This window comes from Fictibacillus sp. b24, from assembly GCF_030348825.1.
Lineage (GTDB): Bacteria > Bacillota > Bacilli > Bacillales > Fictibacillaceae > Fictibacillus.
In genome coordinates this window covers 422,795-443,570 of the sequence record NZ_JAUCES010000005.1, presented here as the reverse complement: position 1 = coordinate 443,570, position 20,776 = coordinate 422,795, and the positions used below count along the sequence as shown (strand labels likewise).

At 41.9% G+C, this 20,776-nt stretch carries 22 protein-coding genes and 1 riboswitch; of the genes, 11 read left to right on the top strand and 11 right to left on the bottom strand.

What is annotated here, in order from left to right; translation table 11 throughout:
* Positions 1–173: 173 nt before the first annotated feature.
* The 9 genes from QUF49_RS02345 to QUF49_RS02305 form a co-directional block, all read right to left on the bottom strand.
* Entirely contained in the window at positions 174–2,105 is a 1,932-nt protein-coding gene (locus tag QUF49_RS02345) for a nitric oxide reductase activation protein NorD (protein ID WP_289494138.1), read from the bottom strand.
* A 62-nt stretch (positions 2,106–2,167) separates the two neighbouring features.
* Positions 2,168–3,052, bottom strand: coding sequence for an ATP-binding protein (locus QUF49_RS02340; protein WP_289497568.1), 885 nt, complete (start codon positions 3,050–3,052; stop codon positions 2,168–2,170).
* Positions 3,053–3,253: 201 nt separating this feature from the next.
* Positions 3,254–4,075, bottom strand: a complete 822-nt coding sequence (locus QUF49_RS02335; RefSeq protein WP_289494137.1) for an HAAS domain-containing protein — start codon at positions 4,073–4,075, stop codon at positions 3,254–3,256.
* On the bottom strand, positions 4,015–4,347 hold the full coding sequence (locus tag QUF49_RS02330; protein WP_289494136.1) for a PadR family transcriptional regulator: 333 nt from the start codon (positions 4,345–4,347) through the stop codon (positions 4,015–4,017). The genes QUF49_RS02335 and QUF49_RS02330 overlap by 61 nt, the downstream gene beginning before the upstream one ends.
* A gap of 334 nt (positions 4,348–4,681) precedes the next feature.
* Positions 4,682–5,416, bottom strand: a complete 735-nt coding sequence (locus QUF49_RS02325) for a YdcF family protein (protein ID WP_289494135.1) — start codon at positions 5,414–5,416, stop codon at positions 4,682–4,684.
* Between the two features lie 86 nt (positions 5,417–5,502).
* The gene (locus tag QUF49_RS02320; protein WP_289494134.1) at positions 5,503–5,991 is read right to left on the bottom strand and encodes a hypothetical protein; all 489 of its coding nucleotides are present in this window, start codon (positions 5,989–5,991) and stop codon (positions 5,503–5,505) included.
* A gap of 33 nt (positions 5,992–6,024) precedes the next feature.
* Positions 6,025–6,107, bottom strand: a riboswitch (cyclic di-GMP riboswitch).
* Positions 6,108–6,330: 223 nt separating this feature from the next.
* The gene (gene panF / locus QUF49_RS02315) at positions 6,331–7,770 is read right to left on the bottom strand and encodes a sodium/pantothenate symporter (protein WP_289494133.1); all 1,440 of its coding nucleotides are present in this window, start codon (positions 7,768–7,770) and stop codon (positions 6,331–6,333) included.
* Positions 7,767–8,060 (bottom strand): YhdT family protein, encoded by a 294-nt coding sequence (locus tag QUF49_RS02310; protein ID WP_289494132.1) that lies wholly within the window; start codon positions 8,058–8,060, stop codon positions 7,767–7,769. Before QUF49_RS02310 ends, panF begins: the two co-directional genes overlap by 4 nt.
* A gap of 185 nt (positions 8,061–8,245) precedes the next feature.
* Complete coding sequence (locus tag QUF49_RS02305; RefSeq protein ID WP_289494131.1) at positions 8,246–8,836, bottom strand: spore coat protein; 591 nt, start codon at positions 8,834–8,836, stop codon at positions 8,246–8,248.
* A gap of 426 nt (positions 8,837–9,262) precedes the next feature.
* Between QUF49_RS02305 and QUF49_RS02300 the strand changes: the two genes are divergently transcribed.
* The 3 genes from QUF49_RS02300 (at position 9,263) to QUF49_RS02290 (ending at position 10,785) form a co-directional block, all read left to right on the top strand.
* Entirely contained in the window at positions 9,263–9,823 is a 561-nt protein-coding gene (locus QUF49_RS02300; RefSeq protein ID WP_353958294.1) for a transposase, read from the top strand.
* Between the two features lie 234 nt (positions 9,824–10,057).
* A complete protein-coding gene (locus QUF49_RS02295; RefSeq protein ID WP_082820769.1) occupies positions 10,058–10,228 on the top strand; it encodes an aspartyl-phosphate phosphatase Spo0E family protein in 171 nt (56 codons plus the stop codon).
* A gap of 83 nt (positions 10,229–10,311) precedes the next feature.
* Positions 10,312–10,785, top strand: a complete 474-nt coding sequence (locus tag QUF49_RS02290) for a hypothetical protein (RefSeq protein ID WP_289494130.1) — start codon at positions 10,312–10,314, stop codon at positions 10,783–10,785.
* Between the two features lie 21 nt (positions 10,786–10,806).
* On the opposite strand, the gene QUF49_RS02285 is transcribed toward QUF49_RS02290, so the two are convergent.
* Positions 10,807–11,754 (bottom strand): nucleoside hydrolase, encoded by a 948-nt coding sequence (locus QUF49_RS02285; protein ID WP_289494129.1) that lies wholly within the window; start codon positions 11,752–11,754, stop codon positions 10,807–10,809.
* A 75-nt stretch (positions 11,755–11,829) separates the two neighbouring features.
* Complete coding sequence (locus QUF49_RS02280) at positions 11,830–12,243, bottom strand: thiol-disulfide oxidoreductase DCC family protein (RefSeq protein WP_289494128.1); 414 nt, start codon at positions 12,241–12,243, stop codon at positions 11,830–11,832.
* Between the two features lie 122 nt (positions 12,244–12,365).
* On the opposite strand from QUF49_RS02280, the gene QUF49_RS02275 reads away from it, so the two are divergent.
* The 8 genes from QUF49_RS02275 (at position 12,366) to QUF49_RS02240 (ending at position 20,534) form a co-directional block, all read left to right on the top strand.
* Positions 12,366–13,025, top strand: coding sequence for a DUF975 family protein (locus QUF49_RS02275; protein WP_289494127.1), 660 nt, complete (start codon positions 12,366–12,368; stop codon positions 13,023–13,025).
* 256 nt (positions 13,026–13,281) lie between these two features.
* Positions 13,282–14,904 carry a hypothetical protein gene (locus tag QUF49_RS02270; protein WP_289494126.1) on the top strand — a complete coding sequence of 541 codons (1,623 nt, stop codon included), beginning with the start codon at positions 13,282–13,284 and terminating at the stop codon, positions 14,902–14,904.
* A 5-nt stretch (positions 14,905–14,909) separates the two neighbouring features.
* Complete coding sequence (locus QUF49_RS02265; protein WP_289494125.1) at positions 14,910–15,605, top strand: OmpA/MotB family protein; 696 nt, start codon at positions 14,910–14,912, stop codon at positions 15,603–15,605.
* A gap of 320 nt (positions 15,606–15,925) precedes the next feature.
* Positions 15,926–16,471 (top strand): RNA polymerase sigma factor, encoded by a 546-nt coding sequence (locus tag QUF49_RS02260; protein WP_289494124.1) that lies wholly within the window; start codon positions 15,926–15,928, stop codon positions 16,469–16,471.
* Positions 16,472–17,227: a hypothetical protein gene (locus QUF49_RS02255; RefSeq protein ID WP_289494123.1), complete on the top strand. Its 756-nt coding sequence runs from the start codon at positions 16,472–16,474 to the stop codon at positions 17,225–17,227.
* The gene (locus QUF49_RS02250) at positions 17,228–18,115 is read left to right on the top strand and encodes an ABC transporter ATP-binding protein (protein WP_289494122.1); all 888 of its coding nucleotides are present in this window, start codon (positions 17,228–17,230) and stop codon (positions 18,113–18,115) included. It abuts the gene before it with no gap.
* Complete coding sequence (locus QUF49_RS02245) at positions 18,081–19,376, top strand: ABC transporter permease subunit (protein ID WP_289494121.1); 1,296 nt, start codon at positions 18,081–18,083, stop codon at positions 19,374–19,376. The genes QUF49_RS02250 and QUF49_RS02245 overlap by 35 nt, the downstream gene beginning before the upstream one ends.
* A 15-nt stretch (positions 19,377–19,391) precedes the next feature.
* Positions 19,392–20,534: a hypothetical protein gene (locus tag QUF49_RS02240; protein WP_289494120.1), complete on the top strand. Its 1,143-nt coding sequence runs from the start codon at positions 19,392–19,394 to the stop codon at positions 20,532–20,534.
* The last annotated feature ends 242 nt before the right edge of the window (positions 20,535–20,776 follow it).

Sequence of the window (20,776 nt, the reverse complement as noted above, 5' to 3'; positions counted from 1 at the left end):
GTTTTTTTAATTCTCTACATTGGCAAGTTGATTGGAGCGCAAGGGGGCGAGACTCCTGCGGGACAGGCGGGCAGGTGAGACACTTAAGAGTGAAACGTCCAAATGTGGCTCACCGCCTGCCCCGCGGAAAGCGAGCAACCTGGAGCGGATATCAACCACTTTCAAGATCAAGGTTATAAAGATTTAAAAAGCAGTTTGCGCAGTACGGGCATAAGATAGTCCACAAGTTCCGCCGCGCTTGGTACGACAACGTTTTGCGGTCCGTAAATGTTCTGCATCAGCTTCTCTTCTTCCTCCGTTATCTCTCCGTTCGCAATGAACATGCCAATTGTTTCGATTCCGAGTTTTCGAGTTCGAGTAACCGCTTCGTGCGTATCGAGCACACCGTGCGTTTCGTAATCAAAGGCAGCTGGCTCACCGTCTGAGAAAACGAGCAGTATTTTTTGCTGCTCCGGCCGTTTTGTGAGCTCCTCACCCATTCGCCGGATCGAATAGCCGTCACGATTGTCTTCTTGCGGCTCGAGCTGAATGATGGATGCCCCTGACTGATGAAGCGAATTTCGATAGGAAATCACCTCATGAAAGTAGTTCGGCTGATCGTTAGTTGTAGCATCAGCGGCATCTTCCCAAAAACCGACGACAGAATGCGGAATTCTGAGGGCTTTTAACGTTTCGTGAAAAAGAACGATCCCCTTTTGCGTCTCTTCCATCTTGTTGAACATGGACGCGGAACAGTCTACGAGCAGCGTGAACGTTGTGTCGAGCTCATGCTGAGATTCTTGTTTTTTCCGGAAAAGTCTTGGGTTCTTGTCGGTTGCTAGTCTTGTAAGCTTCTTCCCAAGTCTTCCAAAATGCAGATCTTCTCTTGGTGATGTTCGCTTGTGCTCCATCGTTTTCAAGAAGTTTTGTTTGAGCTGCGAGACGAACGGAGCAATTTCTTGATTGTATTCATCGTATTGCGCAATTTCGTCTGGTGCTGCGGGTTTCGCTGGAACGAAATGTTCGGTTACGTTTTTGTTTACTTCACCGTATGGGAAGTGGTTGTTAGAGTCAGAACCTGTTTGATTATTATCGGTTTCGGCTTCGTGTTCGTTTTCGGTGTTGAAGTCGTTGTTGTCCGTCGACTGTGCGCTCGTTTGGACCGATCCGAACACCGCATCTCCACTTTCTGCCTCCCTCGCACCTTCTCCTAATAAATCCGTGTTCGTCCCTTGATCGAGATCCATTTGTAAAAATGAATCCTGCGGGTCAGATGTTTCATCGTGCCAGGACGAATGTGATTCTTTATCTTCATCGTCTTCATCCTTTTCGGAATCATCATCTTTAGTGATGGTTTTCTTCGTTTTTGTTTCGCTGTTGCGTGTTAGGTCGTCAAAATCCTGTTCGTTTTCATGAGTTGTATCTGTATGTTTCGGCTGATCGCTGAAACTGCGGTAAGCGGTTTTCATGTCTTTTAGGCCCGTGTAAGATACTGTGATTTCCGCCATTTGGATGATAATCGCAGCAATGTCTTGTGTTGATTGAGCTGTCGTTAGTTTTGTGAGCAGCGGTCGCAGCTCTTGGTATAGTGCTTGAGTTTCTTGAGGAACCGTCACAAATCGTTTATTGGCTAAAAGAATGATATGACAAAAAAGCGCGTCGAGTTCACGCTTTTGCTGAATATGTTTTCGATACTCCCGATTGTAGTGCACTTGGAATGTTTCTTTACGCAGTTTAAACGCATGCATCATCCCCGGCCGGTCATTTGTACAGATCTGTTCTAATCGGAAGTCTTCCGCGAAAAGAAGGACCTGCTTGAGAAATTCCCGGTGCGGATGGGATTTGAGCTGCTGAAGCGTGTTCCAAATCACGTGGTCATCCGTATGAAATTGCGTTCCGTAGCTGCGCAAATACACGTCCGATTTCCAGCCTTCCAGCTGAATGTCGCGCGGGTATGGGTTCCAGAATTGGCTGACGTGAGTGACGCCGCTTTTTCGTTCAAGGTACGAGTGGTAAGAGAACGAAACATCCATTTTATCCACTTTTGAGAGTGAGCGTGAAAGATCGATCAATTGCATGTGAACAAAAGAATCGATCTTTGTATCCGCAAATATTAGGAATTTCATCTAGGGAAAACCTCCAAAGTCGTGGGAAATAAATTGTGTGGGGTCAGACCCCATTTCCCAGCTTACGCAAACAGCGTCGCGGCCACGTTGGAAACGAGGGCGCGTTCGCGGGCATCTTCGAGCTTGTCGGCGATTGCGCGCTGGATGGCGCGCTTCGCCGGCAAGTAGACGGAGAGGTCGGCCGCATCCAGCAGTGCGCGGATGGATGCGGCGTCCTCGGACAGATGGCCGGCTTTCGCCTGACCGATAAGGTCAGATGAAAGCTGGACAAACTTCGAGAGAACGTCTTCGTCTTTTTGCTGAGACTGGTTTTTCAGCATTTCTTTTAACGTATCACCTTGAATGTAAGGCACTTCGATCACAACGAAACGATTTTTTAACGCTTCATTCAGCGGCACCGTTCCGATGTACCCTTCGTTAATTGCAGCAATGACATTGAATCCAGGCTGCGCTTTTACGACTTCCCCAGTAAACGGATTTGCAATTGTACGTCGGTAGTCGAGCATTCCGTTTAGAATCGGGAGTGTTTCTGGTTTTGCAATGTTGATCTCATCGATGTAGAGAAAGTGTCCGTTCGTTGCCGCTTTCGTTACAGGTCCTGGAATGAACTCAATCTCTTGCTTTCCCTCGTTGTAGCTTAACGTTTTGTGGCCGAGAAGAGCTTCAGCGTCTAAGTCAACAGAAGCGTTCACTTGATGAAGCGGCTGTCCGAACACATTTGAAAGTAGCTCGGCTAGCTTCGTTTTACCTGAACCAGTCGGTCCCTTTAACAGGACATTTTTTCCTAATGCAAGTGCGATCACAGCGTCTTCTATAAGGGAAGCGTCAGGCGCTGTGTAGCCCCGCTCACCAATCAATTCTTTATATACATCTGGTAAGTTTTTTAATCGTTTCGCCGCCTCTTTCTGCAGCTTTTCTTTTATTTCAATCGGAATTTGAAGATTCATATCAAAAATCCTTTCTTTTTCGATGATCTGTTTCAAGATCACCTTATCTATCAACAGTATTTCCACTATTACGCTGTGTAAAGCCTTACACAATGTAACATTGTAAGCTTTTTCAGTGCAAGTGGCGTGTTTGATGTAAACATGCAAGTGCGATTGCATCACAAAAAAAGCTGATCAAAAGGAATCAGCTCTCATTTAGAATCATAAAGTTTCCTTGGATTTTTTTACTGTGAAAGCGAAGTAGGTTGCGAACACCACAACCATAATCGATAACGTCATGATTCCCTTCGTTTCTTTTTCAAGTGAAGTCAGGCCAATCAAAAATTCAGGCACAAACAACATGAGAGGTATGACAATTGTGAACCACGTTTTGCTCCATAAAGCGATTCCGATAAAGATTCCAGCTGCAAGTATTGTTGCCACTATATTTCCTGTTGTTCCTAGGTCAATTACTGATGGCGTTTTGTATGCTTTGTTTGCCAGTAAAAGCCCTAAAAAGAATGCGATCGGTAAACTTCCTAACAAGAAAAAGATTACGCCGTTTTTTACTTTAGAAAGCTCTCGGCTAGCTAAGAACTTGAAGGTTTTCAAATATAACAGAGTTAGAAGCAAGCATGCCACAGGATATCCGATGACTTGAAGAAGCGAATATTGCACTCCGCCTCTGATGGCATCTCCTAACAGCACATAAGCAAAGACCCCTAGTACGATCACCGGAAAATACGATAACCATTTAAAGTCAAACGACATCTCCTCTGATAGCTGCTCCATGTATACTTTTGGCGAGCTTCCGACAATATGCTGAACGGATTTGCCGCGCTTTTCCGCTTCCATCAGATGATCTTCTAATTCTTCTACGATTTCATTTATCTCATCGTCCTTTTTTCCACTTGAGAATAAATAAAGTCTTAAGTTATCTAAAAAATCCTGACTTTCTGCCGTTAACGTATGTTTTGGCGCATTCATTTTCCGCTTCCTTTCTTTTTTAAAATTTGATCCACCGAGCGGGATAACTGACTCCATCTTTCAATAAAAGCCTCTAGCTCTTCTTCACCTTTTTTCGTAAGTGAATAATACTTTCGCCTTGGTCCTGCCGTTGATTTCTTTAACGTTGTGGTTACGAGTTCTTCTTTCTGCATACGAATTAAAAGCGGATAGATCGTCCCCTCACTCGTTTGTTGAAATCCGTAAGTCTCCAGCTTTTCAGCTAATTCGTAGCCATATACTTCACCTTCTTGGATAATGGCTAAAAGACAACCATCGAGAATCCCTTTTAACATTTGAGTGTTCGACAAATAGGTGCACCTCTTTTCACTATCTTGTATTGCAAGGGTATTGAATAAAAAAAGAATGTCTTGCATTACAAGATATACCAATAGTATATGCAGAGCTAACTTGTATTGCAAGGTATTTGTGTAAAATAATTCCAACATTTATTTTTCTTTCTTCATAAGCTCTACCACATGAGGTTTCGGATCCCAGCAATTGAACTGGTACTGTGGTTTTGTCTCAAAACCAAGACGTACGCAGTGATATCGCATACCTTGGCTCGTTTTTTCCGGCTTGAAATTTATACATGTCGCGCAGCAATGATACTTACTTTTATCCATAATCGTTAGCCTCATTCCTTTAACGGTCGGTAAAATAACTCTTTATGATCGCCATATATTCTCGTACGTGTGCCTGAGGAACAGATGAGATTCTGAGCGGTGACCCAAGACCCTCTGCTTCAATTCCAACACGTTTTGCAATCATCTTTGTTCGAAAAAGATGAAAATCACTCGTTACGATTAACAATTGATGATCGGCACCAATCATTTCCTTCGTATATAAAAGATTTTCGTACGTACTTGTAGCCTTTTCTTCAATCTGTATGCGTTCAGGCTCAATCCCATTCTCTACTAAATAGTTTTTCATGATCGTGCCCTCACTCGTTGTTTTTCCGAATCCAAGCCCGCCGCTCACGATAAAGTTAACATTCGGATGGTTCTCGGCATAAGCAAGTGCTTGATCTAGCCTTCCTTTAAGAACAGCACCAGGTCGGTTGTTTTTTGTACCGCCGCCAAGAACGAGGATGGAGTCTATTTTTCCTGAGACCTTCCCCGGGTCAGTGTTAGCAGATGTCAGAATAAGAGTTTCTAGAGTGGCAGCAAAAAGTAAGCATAGGACAATAATCGTCACGGTTGTTTTTTTGTAGGTTTGAAAAAGTTGCCTTGCCATATTGTGTCGATAATAGATGACGAAAAAAAGCGCACCCAAAAGGAAGAAAACCGCCAGACCCATGTCCATGTTGGTCGTTTGGATGAGCATAGCCGTTGCATACACGAGAAAAATAATACTAAGTGCTAAAAATAGTTTTTTCATAGATTTCTCTCCGTTCATCTATTTCTATATTCTAGGATATCAGAAAAAGAAAAAGAGCGGAGAATGAAGATTCCGCTCTTGGAAATTTATTTCGTGTTTTTGTTTTTTTCAATCTCTTTTTCAATCTCGTTTGTGATGTTAGCTTTTATTTCAGTGGTTGACTTAGTAGCAGCGTCATTCATTTCTTGTTTCTTTTTCGTCATTGCTTCCTCTTTTTTCTTTGTAACTTCAGCCATTTCACTGTTGTAGTGGGACTGTATTTCAGTCTTTTTGTTTGTTATAATCTTTTGTTTCTCATCTTCTAGCTCTTGTTTAGCACCTGAGAAGATAGAAGCAATGCTTGTGCTTAGATTCTTCAATAGTGACTTTTCTTCATCCTGAAGAGCTTGATCTATTTCTGGCTTGTAAGTGAACGAAACGATCTGGTTGTAGAGATAATCAGCAAGTTCCGGCTTTGCAGCAAATGCAGATGTTGAACCCACGCCTAATGCCAAAGTTGATGCTAAAACAATTTTAGGCCATTTCTTTGTTGCCTTTTTCTTTGCACTGAATTTTTCTTTTCGAGAGATTTCCATAACAAAATACCCCTTCCTTTATATAGAACGCATAAAGAAAGCGGTCGGTTGCGCTACTAGCTTCAGTTGTTCCAAGCGCCCACATACAGAACAACCTTCACAGCTCCACACTATCTAATTATATTCTGATACTAAATTACCACCAGCTCTATTCACTGTAAATGGGTATTTAGTAAGTTATTACTAAATTTTCATTTTAGTAGGATTTTATTTAAAGATTCTATTATAGGTTTTGTATTGGTGGTAATTATTTGGGTAATTATTATAAATCCCATTTTTTGAATTCCATTTGAGAAGAAAAGAAAAACGACATTGTCCACCTCCAGTGGACAATGTCGTTTAGAATGTATTTGTCTGGGGTCTGTCCCCCTTTGTGAAACTCCCCACAATGTAGGCAAAGAAGGATAGCACGATTGGCATTACAACCGTATGCATGCCCCATAGGTTCGGGTAGTTCAGGTGCAAATACATATAAGAACCTACTCCAACGAGTATAGATGCGATCGCTCCGTTGGCATTTCCTCTTTTCCAATACAGCCCCATAACAATTGGCCAAATGAAGGCTGCTTCTAATCCACCGAATGCGAAGAGATTGAGCCAGATCAGCAAGTCTGGCGGATGAATGGCCATCGCGAACACACTTAACCCGACTACAGCTGTGATTCCGAAGCTTAGTTTTTTTACAAATTGCTCTTCTGCATCTGGCTTGATGTAATTGATATAAACATCCTTTATAATTGCTGAGCTGACGAGCAGTAGCACAGAGTCAACCGTTGACATAACAGCAGCAAGCGGCGCAGCTAAGACAATACCTGCCAACCACCCTGGCAGTACCTCGAGTGCCAATAGAGGCATTACTTTATCCGGAACCTCGATCCCTGGGAGGACTACTCTTCCAAACACACCCGCTAAATGCATGCCAAGCATGATAAACCCTACAACGAACGTTCCGATGATCATCGCTCTATGCATGGCTTTTGCGTTTCGGTAGCTCATCGCTCTAACCGAAATCTGCGGCAATCCTACGACACCCACACCAACCAAAATCCAAAATGACGAAACATAAAGAGGTGTAAGGGATTGATCCGAGCCGAACGGCGAAATGAGATTTGGGTTTTCCGCTCTTAATTCCCCCATAATGTTCTCTATTCCGCCACCTGCTATAATCGTTCCTGCTAGTATGATGACCGTCCCGATCACCATGACAACGCCTTGGATCGCATCTGTAATCACGACAGCTCGAAATCCACCTGCAATAACATAAACGAGGACAGAACCCGAAAAGATAAATAGGGCTGTTGTATAGGATAACCCGGTGAACGACTCGATTAGCCTTCCTCCGCCCACCCATTGGGCAGCCATCGCTGAAAACAAGAAGATAACAATGCTTAACGCTGACAATATGACGACCCACTTGCTTTCATAACGCGCTTTTAGAAAATCAATAAGCGTAACTGCGTTAATCTTACGAGCCACTATCGCAAACTTTTTTCCGAGGACGGCTAGTGTAAAATAACCTGTCACAAGCTGCGCCATAGCGAGCAATACCCAGCCAAGCCCTAATTGATAAGCAGCACCGGGACCTCCAATAAAGCTTGAAGCACTGCCATAAGTGGCAACCATCGTCATAGCGAGCACAAAGCCGCCAAGTTCTCTGCCTGCTAAAAAATAATCTTGTAAAAAAGAAGGTCCACTTTTTATATGACGGGAGGTGTAAATACCAACTAGAAAAACAAGGATCAAAAAGAACGCTAAAGGAAGGATCACATCCCAGTTCATCGAACATCGCCCTCCTCTTTTGGCTCTGAATCTTCTGTATCAAACGGAACTTCTTTGAAAAAGAACTTCACCATGATATATACCAAAACAGTAAAAACTACAAATCCTACAATACAACTGTAAAAAAACCATGCAGGAAATCCGAGTATGTATGTGTATTCTTTAACAGGGCGTCCACCTAGACCGTAAGCAAACGCATACCACCAGATAAAGTTTAAGATAGCGAGCACAGTACCCATAATGGCTTCTTTATTTGATACTCTGTATCGCCAGTCGATACGCTTTTTCATTTTTTACCCCCCCTGGAGTTCAATACGTAAAATAAGTCCACTCATTACTATGGCAAATTCAATTCACCTTGTCGAGTTCTTTCGACTTTAAAGAATTCTTCTATTCCTACTCATGATATCCCTGTTTTCGTGACAATATAAAACGAGCCCCTTTTTTAAGGAGCTCGTTTTATATGATTATAGAGTTATTGAAGCGGTGGTTGTGTCTGTTGTGATGGGGCATAAGCGTTCAGCATGCTCGTCATATCCTGTTGGTTGAGCTGTGGAACTTGATAATAATGATGCTTATTTTGCCAAATTGACAGCTCATAAGCCATCTCTATCCAGTTCGGGATTCCGTCTGCTAAAACACGTCTCATCACCGGATTGGTAACTTCTAAGGTCGCCATCGCTCGTAACGATGCATTGGACTTTAATGTTCCTAGGATGAGGGATGAAACAGACTCATCATTTAATTCGGTCACACCTTGAATTGGTTTTTTAGGCTGCGCTGGTTTTAATCCGTATACAAAGTCATTGTCTTGCTTCATCATATAAGACTCTGTTTTGTGAGCTGGATTTGTTCCTGTTTGAAAAGCCTGCACACAAGCATTGTATTCTCTTGAAATATGCTGATAATGGCTGTTCAGCATTGTTTTCAATTCGGGATCCTGCACGTGGCCACGGCACATCGTGTATAGATTTAATGTAGAAACTATGCCACTCAGCATTTCATGAACATCAAACATCTCGTGACCGCCATGATTGAGCTGAGCAGGTACTTGACCAGTCTGCATGTTTTGATGGATGAATTCGGGACTGTTAGTTGCTGCTGGCTGCTGGTTTTGATTCAGGTTGGGTTGATTCGGTTGATTTGGATTCAATATGTATACCTCCGTTAAATAAAATACGGGGTTATTTTGTGTAGATATAAGGTAGATATTCATTTTCGAGCTAATTTATCGGAAAAATTTCCGGGGAAATTTGATAAGAAGTGCTATAAAGGCTGTACTTTCGACAAAAACATTGTGGATTTTGTTTCGGAAAATGTATAACTTTGCGAAAAGGAGTGATTCGAACCGATTGCATTCCCACTTCCTTGTGGGGTTTTACTCAAAAACAATAAGGGAAATAAATTGTTTGGGGCCAGTCCCCATTTCCCACATACGGCTATCAGCAAGTATAATAGAAGTACAACTGAATAGAAGTACAACTGAAAGGAGGTGAAAATTATTCCTAGATCACCCCGCATTTGGTACCCTGATGCTGTTTATCACGTGACGACTCGCGGAAACCGCAGGGAACCTCTATTTTATTCCCATCTCGATTTCCATCGCTACTTAAAGATCTTAAGTCACTGTGTTAAAAAGCACGCTGTCGAGCTCTTCTCTTATTGCCTCATGACAAACCATACGCACCTTCAAATTTTGTGCAGCAAGTCCCCACCTGGAGAATTCATGAAAGAACTAAATGAAACGTATGCCATGTACTTCAACAAAAAATATGAATTAACTGGTCATGTATTTCAAGGACGCTACGGAGCAGAATTGATCGAAGAACGTTCGTACCTTCTAGATACGAGCCGTTACATTCATTTAAACCCTGTGGCCGCAGACCTTGTTATGTTTCCTCTCGAATACCCTTGGAGCAGTTACCGATATTATGTGACCCAGTCGGTATGCCCTTTCGTAGACACCTCAACCATCCTTGGACTTTTTCAAGATTCAAAAACTCAATATCGAGATTACGTAGAAAGTAAGATATCACCAGCAGTTGAGCTGTAAATCGGATGTAAAATTACACTCTATCAATGAAAGAAAGTCAGTCACAGCAAAGAAAAAGCCGATTTTGTCTTTCTGTGAAAGACAAAATCGGCGAATGTGTAATTGTATGGGGTCTGTCCCCCTATATGTGTAAAAAAATAATAGACTTGACACAAAATATGGTATATAATATTTACAAGATTTACCGATATTAATGGTGCAGAAGTGGTTATTATATTAGAGGGGGAATGGACCATGAGCCGAAGCAATGCTCTTGTCTTAACTACAGAGATAGACGCCATTCGCACGACCATGTATGAGGTAAGCAAAAAGGTTAATAGTCTTGCAGATCCGCTTCTTGTTCAGTTAAGTCAGATTTTAGATGAGAAATTAAACAAACTGGATCAAATAAAAGATTGCGCATAGATATTACGCATACACACATTTAATTCAAAAGTTAACCGAGGTCTTGTCTGCATGGATAGGAAGCTCGGTTTTTTATTGCTTGATTGACTCTTAAACTTTTAACCGCTGATTGGGGTAATACTTTGAAAACGAAAACCTATGTATCCCTTGCTATTTCTATAGTATTTTTACTTTCCTTATATTTTATCATTAGGCCAAACGAGATTAGTTTTCAGGAATTAGAGCTAAATAACCTTTCACCTGAAACTCACAAGTTAATTACCCGTTCAACACTGGAAAAAGGAAGCGCGTATCACTTCTTCCCGAAAACAGATAGCCAGAAATCCATCTATTTTTATTTTGACCGAAACGACAGCAGAAACTTGTACAGCTATCCAAAGGCTACTCTAGTGACCCAAAAAGATAAACTTCAGATTAGAATAAATAATCAAGATGCCTATCATGATGCGGATGCGAAAGATACGTTATTACTAGAATTTGAGCAGCAGCCTTTTCCAAAGCATATAGAAGTCCTATTCAACAACAGAAAAATAGGGCTAAAAACTATTACATACTAAAATTTTGTATACACTGCCGGATCATCTAAACGTTTCACCCGTCATCACGCTCATAAAATCTCTGAAAAAGTAGTTATAATCGAAATCAAACGCGATGCGATGTTTTTTTTCTTGTTCGCCAAATTGAATATACGGCCTGACATCTGCAATACTCTGACCTCTCGCTGTGTCACCGTCTTGCAGCACAATATGTACAGGGAGCGTTCTATACGTAAACATATCTTCCCTTATGCTCGCGAGTAAGGTGATTGCATCGTGAACCGGACTTCCTACTATCCCTGGATTGCGGCTTTTATAAAAATTATAATAAAAATCCAGCACCGGTTTGATGATCGGTGCTTTACCTTTGTAATCAATATAGTTGACCATTTCTGGGGTAACAAGCGCCCTGTCTGTTACGTTCAAGGGAATGATCGTTACGTTTTCCGCATATTGCAGAACTATCCTTACTGCGATGGGATCGGCGTGAAAGTTTGCTTCTGACACTGCCGTCACGTTGCCAGGAACCCAAAAAGCTCCGCCCATTATGTAATAGGCTTTTACTTTTTTCATAAGCGATTGATACAAAATAAACATCGTTGCGAGTGAAGTAAGTCTGCCGGCATTTACAATGATAAGCTCACCTTGATATTCTTCGATGATGTTCACAATCTCAAAGAAATTTTCGATCACTCCGCTATTCGTTTCGGGCTCTATCGGTCCTAATCCATAAACTCCGTGAACTTCAGGATAAAAAATGGGCTGTTCCCCTGTCATAGGAACTTCTGCTCCGCCGATTATTTTCACTTCACTTGGGAAGTTGAATACTTTCGCAAGATATTGTACGTTCGCAATCGTCTGCTCTCTGGACACATTCCCATAGTCCGCAACAACCCCTACGATATCTATTTCCTCGCTCAAATAGGCATATGTTAAGGCGACTGCATCATCAATCCCAGCATCACCAAAGAACAACACTTTTTGTCCCATTGCACGAATCCCCTTTTAGGCTTTTGTTTTATCCTATTAGGCGATATGTTGTCTTATGAAAATTGGTAGTAAAAACTATTGTAAAAACCTATTTTTTAGGTCAGGCGTTGGAATCATACAGCTATCTTTTCTGCCAAACCACCTGTAGCGATTTTTCGCTACTTTTTTATAAAAGAAATTCCGAAGGGGCTTTGGTACGATAACGAGAACTTTTACAAGGTTAAATGGAAATTTTAAAAACTGAGAGGTGGCGAATATAGCCTCCGATTCTGTATGAACTTTTCCGTCCTTTATTAAAATAACGGAATTGGTATGCACAGGATCTATATTGTATCGAGAGAGCAGCTTTTGCGCTGCTTCTGATTGTATGGCTGAAAACTTTAGCACACTGCTCTTTTCATGTTTGAGAATAAATTGCACACTCGTGTTGCAAAGATTACATATTCCATCAAAAAGAAGAACAGCCTCTTTTCCTTCCAAATTCTCCACATCCACCCCTCCTTTTACTAGTGCCTTTTCTTCAATCTTACTATTAATACCTATCAATATCATCTTTCTCTCTTACATCTCGTAGTATAATTAGAGGACAGATCTAGAAAGGTGATTGCATCATGAAAAATAAAGAAATCAAACAACAGGCTCGGTTGCAGCTAAAAGGAAAATGGGGGGCAGCAGCATTATTAACTCTGCTATTTGCTTCGATTTATTACTTCATCCCGTTAATTATTGAAATTAATTTAAGTGGCGGCTTTACCGCATGGGTAAACAAGCCTGAAAGTGTCGATGGACCTGCTGTAAGTACATTTGTCATTACACTCGTTTTACTGCCATTATATATCGGATATTTATGGACCTTTTTATCGGTCATTCGCACTGGTGAAAAGATTAAGTTTTCCAGCCTCCTCCAAGCGTTTTCTGAAATCAGTATGTACTTGAGAATTCTCGGAACGTATTTAGTGATGATGGTGTACATGTTTCTGTGGACACTTCTTCTTGTGATACCAGGAATTATAAAAGCATTCTCGTATTCGCAAACATATTTTGTATTAAGAGACCACCCTGGGATCGGCATTAACGCAGCAATCACACAAAGCCGCAAGCTGATGGACGGGTATAAGTGGAGATTTTTTGTCCTGCAACTAAGCTTCATCGGCTGGGGAATTCTATGTTTACTTACTCTCGGGATCGGATTCCTTTGGCTTTCACCTTACATCACCGCGTCCTATGCTGCTTTTTACGAGAATTTGGTGAGACAGCAAGAAGAGGCGTAAATTTCAGAGAGGTAGCAGTTTGCTGTCCTATTAGGTTGTTGGGTTGATGGCATTGAGTGTGTGGAGTACTGAGAGTGGAACGGAACTTTGAAGAATTAAATAAGGTTAAGAATAAGCCCCTGTTTTGTCCATATCAGATGGACAAAACAGGGATTTTTGTATTTGTTTGGGGCCAGACCCCATTTCCCTAAATATTTCCCGCACCTAGGACATATCTATCAGTAAGGACAATCAGACAAGACATCTAAGGGGTGGCATGATGGATCAACTTACTGTAATCGTCGTCGGGGTCATTGGGTTTCTCGTATTTATGGGTATCGTCGGATATACGCAAACGGCTTACCACTTTCGCAAATGGAGCAAAGAGCTGCAGCAGATCGAGAACAACAAAGATCAGCAGCCTTACTCTCACTGGCTGCAGCGTGTCACATCGGATTACAAGCAATTTCATCTTGCTGGTGTGCCGCAGCTTAACACACAAGCGCTTATCGAAAAGCACCTATACAACGAACGCATTCCGCTGCTCGGAATTTTCAGAGTACCGGTAGGAAATATACAAAAACTGCTCAACCAGCTTCCGTCCTTCACCATCATTCTCGGTGTGCTCGGAACCTTCATCGGCCTAACGCTCTCGCTCCTTTCAATGCAAGACACACTTATGACGCTCGGCACTCAGCCCGCCGACTCCAACCTCACACTTAACTCAATCATCTCATCACTTACAGCTCCATTTGAAGGAATGAGTGTTGCCTTTTTTACAAGTATCGCCGGGATTGGCGCAGCGCTTCTACTCAATCTCATTCAGTCTGGTTTCTTCTCTCAAGGCACTTCCCTTTCTTACATGCAAAATAAACTTTTAGCCGATTGTGAAGTATATCTCGATCACAACATCAACAGCGATTTGATCAACGACAAGCCGCAGGATTCGGTAGAACGTCTGCTTGACCGTCTCGCAGCAAGGGTTGAATCATCGTTCGATAAAACACTTGGTGAGTTCGCGTCTCAAATGGTTAATTTTACTGCGGGTCTTCAAAAAGCGATGGAAGATGTGAACGGAATATTTGAAGCACAGCGCGAGCACTCTGAACGGTTCGCAGCAACTACTACACAGCTCGATCAGTTCGGTCAGCGTTTTAACGAAACAACGAAAGAACTCGGCACGATACAAAAAACGGTCGATACGAGCATCAACGCACTCGCAAAAAACATTTCCTCATTCGAACAGCAGCTAAAAACAAGCAACGACCGCCACACACAAGGTCAGCAAAAGTTCGAGCAGCTTATCCAGCGCTCTGATAAAATGCTGCAAGAAGCACAGCGCCGATCGGAAGAACACGCACAATCGATGCTTCGCGGCATGCAAGAACAGCTTCAGCATTACCAAAACCAGCATGACGCACTCGAAAATCGCCTTGCCCAAAAGCAAGACGAGTGGCACTACCGATACGCAGAAAAACAAGGAGAATACGGCCGGGCAGCAGCGGACTTCGCGTCAAGTGTCGGGCAGCTTGAAAAAGGTTTTTATTCTGCCGTCGAACACATCAAACGTGATTTTACAGACCAAGTCCGAAACGTCATGGATAGCCAGAGCCGCCAGCTCGCTTCTATCCTGAACAACTCGCAAAACCAAAACAGCCGTGATGATGATATGCGGGAACTCGCACGTACACTCGAAAACTTGCATCATGGTTTAACGCGAAGCATTACAGATAATAACCGTACGCTCTCAGACATGTACCATCTCATGCAGCGCATCTACCAAGCTGCCATGAACCAGTCCAATCAAGTGGTCTATGAAACACGCAGTCCGCGTGCAACGGAATATGTCGATGATGAGCGGATGCCGGAAGTGTCGCCGCAAAATTTTAGGAGACGGTGACTGTTATGAAGGCGCGTAAATCCTACTACAACGACGACAGCCAAGAAACGAAAGAGATCTTCTGGCCAAGTTTTACCGATATGATGGCGATGATGGTGCTCGTCATGGTCTTTATCGCCATACTTGCCTACGTGCAGAGCATCTACAACGCCTATGACCAGGCACAGATCAAGCGTGAACTCGGTCAGGTGGCAGAGGTAAAGAAACACATCTCTGACCTGATTCAAAAACAGCTCGAAGAAAACGTTGGAAAAGATAAGATCATCCGAGGGCCGAACAATACGATCTCTGTGGAAGGCAACATCCTTTTTGATACAGGAAGTGCCGAGATTTCCGCAAAAGGAAAGCAAGTTCTCGACCCGCTCGCTGACGCACTTGCGGCAATCATCGAGGAAAAAGACATGAGTCAGTACCTTTACATCATTTTAATTGAAGGCCACACCGATTCTGTTCCATACGACAACTGGTCCCTCTCCACCCAGCGTGCGGTGGCGGTCGTTGATTATCTCGGAAAAGCCAATCCAAAGCTTGCGAAAAAAGAGTATGCGCAATACTTGGCGGCAACAGGATACAGCGAATATAAGCCAATTGCAGAAGGAAACTCAGCTGACGCTCTGCAAAAGAACCGCCGCATCTCGTTTCAGATCATATTGGATGACGACAAGTGGCAGAGCAAGCTGAAAGAGATTGTGGAGCAATAATTTGAGCTGACTTGTTTAAGTCAGCTCTTTCCTGTTTTACGGTACGTGTTCTTATATTTATTACACGTTCACCGATAGACATGTCATTTCCGCCGATAACCATACCGCTTCCACCGATAGACATTCTGTTTCCACTGATAAACTAAAGATTTCCACCGGTAACATTCCTCTCAAACACTCTGCATCTCTTTGCGCACACATACTTTAAACAGATTATAATTAAATTGGAAAAATTTTTATAAAAAGTAAAACTATTTATCTCTTTCTTACGAATGTACTAGTAAGACACCCTTTTCCAGTCTGGAAGTGAAAAACAAATCATGATGAAACAGAAAAAATGGATCAAGCTAATCCAGAAAAAATCAGATGAAAACGCTGCGAACGAACTGATCGCACATTACTACCCGTCTATTTATGCGTACGTTTATAAGCAGACGCTGAATAAAGAACTGTCGATGGACGTAACGCAAGAAATCTTTATTAGCATGCTGCAGTCCATTCAGCATTTCGATGACAAGAAAGCATCCTTTAAAACATGGCTGTACCGAATCGCAACGTATAAGGTGGTCGATTATTTCAGGTCCAGGAACTATACATATGATCAGTCCACAGACTCTATAGAGTTTGTTGAAGTTGTTGCATCTTCTGACTTTACGATTGAACTGGAATATAAAGAAGACATCCAAAGAGTTACTGACCTGTTAAACGCTTTTCATGTAAAAGATCAGCAAATCCTGAGGCTAAAATTATTCGCCGAGCATACGTTTTCTGAGATCGCCAGCACACTTGATATTCCTGAATCATCCATTAAGACTAAGTATTATTCTGCATTAAAAAAGATCAAGCAGCGAATGGAGGCTGAGTAAGTGGACAAGCACAAGTTTTACGTTGATTATCCTGAGGAGCGCGAAATAAAAAATCATGTTCAATTCATCGTTTCTGCAGGACTTACTAAACCAAAATCGTTTCTGCAATCCTTATCAGAAATGTATCAGCAGCTCGGGTTTCGTTACCTGTTTCGCGATGCGACAGAGATTCTGTTCACTGTCTCTTTAGCGCTCTGTGTGTTGATATACGGTATTTTTTCGTTAGATTCTTCAATTCAAACGGACGACATTTATTCGTTCATCTTCACCTTGTCACCTGTTCTTTACTTTATTGTCGCTTCCTTATTTTTAGTAAATGCGTTAACAAAAAACACGTTTGCCGTTGAAATGACGTGTAAATATCACGTATTTCAGCTAGCTGCCTTTCGCATGCTGATCTTCAGTGTGATCGCGCTTATCTTAAACAGTTTATTAATTGTGGTTGTATCCCTACTCTTTCAATCTATCAATGTGCTTGAAGCTTTACTCTTATCAAGCAGTTCATTAAGCGTATTTTCCGTTCTGTATCTCTATGTACTGCAGCGTGTAAAAGGAAGATATAGCACTTATGCGATGATGGCGGGATGGCTGCTCGTAAACTTACTTCCAGCCTTTTTTAGCCAAGATGTATATTCTGTTTTTCTTAGCCATGTGCCCGTGTATGTGTATGCAGTGGTCTGTGCCGCAAGTCTTGTACTCTATGTGAACTCATTAAAAAAACTAATCGCATTTCGCCATGCAGAAGGAGTTTTATAGATGTTAGTCGTTGAAGACGTTACAAAGAATTTCGGAAAGTTTAATGCATTAAAAAATATAAATATAGAGTTTCATAACGGTGTGTACGGCTTGCTGGCACCAAACGGAGCTGGCAAAACGACGTTGATCAAAATGCTCACGACTCTCCTGTTTCCAACGAGCGGCACAATACGATACGAAGGAAACGACATCATTAAGATGGATGAAAGATACCGCGATCTCATTGGCTATCTGCCTCAAGAGTTCGGCTATTACAAAAACTATACTCCTACTGCCTATCTTCTATATCTGGCCGCGTTAAAAGGAATCGATCGAAAAACTGCTGTTTCCCGTGTTGAAGAGCTGCTTAAAACGGTGGCTCTCGATCATGTGGCGACAAAAAAGATGAAGAAGTTTTCAGGCGGCATGATTCAGCGTGTCGGTATCGCGCAAGCCATGTTAAACGATCCGAAGATTCTTATTTTAGACGAACCAACAGCTGGCCTCGACCCGAAAGAAAGAGTTCGTTTTCGCAACCTGCTTACAAATCTCGCTCGCGACCGAATCGTCATTTTATCCACGCACATCGTGTCTGATGTAGAGTCGATCGCAAACGAAATTATCATGATTAAAAACCAAGAAGTGTTATACAAAGATAGCGTTTCTAACATCTGCCGCAAAATTGAAGGCTTGGTTTATGAGACAGAAGTTCATTACGAAGATACTGATCGATTCCGTTCCACATACCTTACTCTTTCTGAAAAACAAGAAGCAGGCAGCATGCACATGAGGTTTTTGACGACAGACACAGCAAAACCAGAGTGGCGATCGGTTCACCCGAACTTAGAAGATGTATTTTTGTACATCTATCAAGATGAGGCAACAGCTCAAGGCAGTTTCAATGATTAAACGGCTCGAATTCAAAAAAATCGTTACTTCGCCTATCATTATCGGCCTGTTCGTTCTGTTCACGCTCTTTAACTTCTATCTAATATATGAGCAATCACCGATGCGCGAAGACATGAGCCTGCTTCATCCCATCGTAAAAGAACAAGGAACACTAATGGATGCAGACGGCGGGAGTAGTTTGCAATCGTCTTACGAAAAAAACTTAAGGGACTGGAACAAACTCGCTAAAAGCAAAACCGGGGACACTTACGCCAAAGCTTCAGACTTTTATAAACCTGAGCACTTTTATGCGTTGATGGACTCTAAAATGTACAGCGACAAAGAGCTCGAAACGGTAAATACCTTAGCCTTAAAAGAAACATATGTGACATCCATTGAAGAGATTGAAGGTAAGTACAAAAACTTAGATGTTATGGACAACGCTGAAGAAGGAATCCGGATGTACGGATTGAGCGGTTCTGCAGCTGATACCGTTCGCGCTCATTATGCCTCATTAAAGCCGCGAGTAGAGAAATTAATTCAAAATAAGGAGCACCTGCATCTCTTTTTTCACGGAAAGATCTTTGCTACACATTCTTTCCTTTTCAAAACGCTGTTTGGGTTTGTCATCTTTCAGGCCATGATTTTGGTCGTCCTGTTCACTGGGTTTATCGTCAATTATGAATTTGAGCAAAAAACGTCATTATTGGCGTATTCAACGAAACGAGGAAGAAAGTTAGTGTGGGATAAGCTAATTGTGGCGCTTTTTTCATCCACCGTTGCGACTTTGCTTTTGCTCTGCACCACCCTGTTCGTTTATTTTTCCGTATTTGATTATCAGGGTCTTTGGAACGTTCCGATCAGCACAGGCTTTTTGATTGAATTGAACAACATTCCATTCATTAGCTGGTGGAACTTAACGTTTTTAGAGTATCTGCTTCTATCTTGCACCTTAGTTGTGATCTGCCAAGTGATTTTCGCTTTAATCACGTTTTGTCTCTCCATGTGGATCAGAAACAGCTATGTGGTTTTCACGGTTTTCGGTGTTATCTTCGGTGCTGGTCTTCTCCTGCCAAGTAGAATGCCAAAAGATAGCGTGATACTTCTTTATTCACACTTTTCACCATTTGTGCTTGTGATGAACGTGAAGAAATGGTGGATGGAAAGCGGTGTTTTTACAACATTCAAATATTATGAAGTCATTACGGTGTCCTCTTGGTCAGCCGCTTTAATGCTTCTGGCTTGGTTTTGTATCAGCCGTTTCTCACGAGAAAATTTATAGATAGGACGCGAACATATGAGACTTATATTTGAGGAATTAAAGAAGCTGTTTACGGTAAAAACCATCATCTTGATTTCAATAGTCAGCTTCATTATGTATCAGCAGTTTATCATGTTTGATTTTAAACATTTCCCGAACGGCCGCCCCTTACTTGATACGTTCCTTGCTACTCAAAAAATGTTAGAAGACTATGGTGAAACGATGGATGAGGATGAGTTTGAGGATTTTAAAGATATTTACGAAAAAAGAATAGATGAAGCGACAGCTTATATAAAGTCACACAATGAATTGGCCGCCGCGGGTATAGACACATACAAAGAATTCCGCAGTATGGATCTTGAAGACGAAAAATTATCAGCGCTTCATCACAAAGTGGTGTTTGAGGATTTTGTGGACGTGTTTTGGGAGATTCAAGCGAGAGAAGTAATGATTGATACTTATGAACATCCCGAGCGTTTTAGCCAATACGGACCCGGTGAATTAAACGAAAAGCAAGAGGCTCGAATTCATGAATTAGTGGAGAACGGAGCGACAACTGCTGTTTTTACCTATCTCGTGTTTGAAAATTATAATACGCTAATAAAAGTTGTTGCGATTATGATTTTTCTAAGTGTCATGCTAGTCCTTATGCCTTTATATGTTGGGGATAAACGGAATCATGCTATTTTTCTGCAATACACATCTAAAGTCGGACGTTCGCTTTTCACAAAAAAGCTTGTGGCTGGATTAATAGCTTCCTTAACCGTTATTACGATTCACCTCAGCTGCTTTTTCTTTCTTTATGCTGGGAACGACACGAGTATGTTCTTCCCGCTAACGATTAACTCGATTTACAATAATTTTGTGTCTTGGTATGACATTACGTTTTTTCAATACATTGTTTTTACCGTGATATGTATCTATTTATTAGGGATAGCTTTGGTGCTGGTCGCAGCGTGCATCTCAAGCATAGCGCCGAACTATATGACGAGTGTTGGCTTGCATGTTCCTCTAGCATTTATTCTGTTTGGACTGGGAACAAGCTATCTTGTGCAAAACATTACGATTGTTTATCTTCCTCAGCATCTCGTGCCAATTTCACTTGTAATCATCCTTTTAATTTGCGCACTCTTGTATGGGTGGAGATACAGGAATGAGAAAGTAAGGGATATTGCGTAAAATTGAGTATAAAACCGAAAAGGGTTTTATACTCTTTTTGTTGTTATTGTGATTCCGCAGCATGAGGCTTTTTACGCGCAGGGTCATCAAAATTTCGCGCACAAGCGAATCATTTGCGAGCACATCCAGGCGATTTCCGCGCACCACAGTACAAAACACATGCAAATTTGGGTATCCAAGTGGTTTTTTCTTATACCAGTCGGGGTATTACAACCCTGAATTCGAGAAGTTTTTGAAATAAT

Bases quoted from the DNA above. Each gene is read 5' to 3' on its own strand.
- QUF49_RS02345 (WP_289494138.1), bottom strand. From the start codon at position 2,105: ATGAAATTCCTAATATTTGCGGATACAAAGATCGATTCTTTTGTTCAC.
- QUF49_RS02340 (WP_289497568.1), bottom strand. From the start codon at position 3,052: ATGAATCTTCAAATTCCGATTGAAATAAAAGAAAAGCTGCAGAAAGAG.
- QUF49_RS02335 (WP_289494137.1), bottom strand. From the start codon at position 4,075: ATGGAGTCAGTTATCCCGCTCGGTGGATCAAATTTTAAAAAAGAAAGG.
- QUF49_RS02325 (WP_289494135.1), bottom strand. From the start codon at position 5,416: ATGAAAAAACTATTTTTAGCACTTAGTATTATTTTTCTCGTGTATGCA.
- QUF49_RS02320 (WP_289494134.1), bottom strand. From the start codon at position 5,991: ATGGAAATCTCTCGAAAAGAAAAATTCAGTGCAAAGAAAAAGGCAACA.
- panF (WP_289494133.1), bottom strand. From the start codon at position 7,770: ATGAACTGGGATGTGATCCTTCCTTTAGCGTTCTTTTTGATCCTTGTT.
- QUF49_RS02310 (WP_289494132.1), bottom strand. From the start codon at position 8,060: ATGAAAAAGCGTATCGACTGGCGATACAGAGTATCAAATAAAGAAGCC.
- QUF49_RS02305 (WP_289494131.1), bottom strand. From the start codon at position 8,836: ATGCAGACTGGTCAAGTACCTGCTCAGCTCAATCATGGCGGTCACGAG.
- QUF49_RS02295 (WP_082820769.1), top strand. From the start codon at position 10,058: ATGAGCCGAAGCAATGCTCTTGTCTTAACTACAGAGATAGACGCCATT.
- QUF49_RS02285 (WP_289494129.1), bottom strand. From the start codon at position 11,754: ATGGGACAAAAAGTGTTGTTCTTTGGTGATGCTGGGATTGATGATGCA.
- QUF49_RS02275 (WP_289494127.1), top strand. From the start codon at position 12,366: ATGAAAAATAAAGAAATCAAACAACAGGCTCGGTTGCAGCTAAAAGGA.
- QUF49_RS02270 (WP_289494126.1), top strand. From the start codon at position 13,282: ATGATGGATCAACTTACTGTAATCGTCGTCGGGGTCATTGGGTTTCTC.
- QUF49_RS02265 (WP_289494125.1), top strand. From the start codon at position 14,910: ATGAAGGCGCGTAAATCCTACTACAACGACGACAGCCAAGAAACGAAA.
- QUF49_RS02260 (WP_289494124.1), top strand. From the start codon at position 15,926: ATGATGAAACAGAAAAAATGGATCAAGCTAATCCAGAAAAAATCAGAT.
- QUF49_RS02250 (WP_289494122.1), top strand. From the start codon at position 17,228: ATGTTAGTCGTTGAAGACGTTACAAAGAATTTCGGAAAGTTTAATGCA.
- QUF49_RS02245 (WP_289494121.1), top strand. From the start codon at position 18,081: ATGAGGCAACAGCTCAAGGCAGTTTCAATGATTAAACGGCTCGAATTC.
- QUF49_RS02240 (WP_289494120.1), top strand. From the start codon at position 19,392: ATGAGACTTATATTTGAGGAATTAAAGAAGCTGTTTACGGTAAAAACC.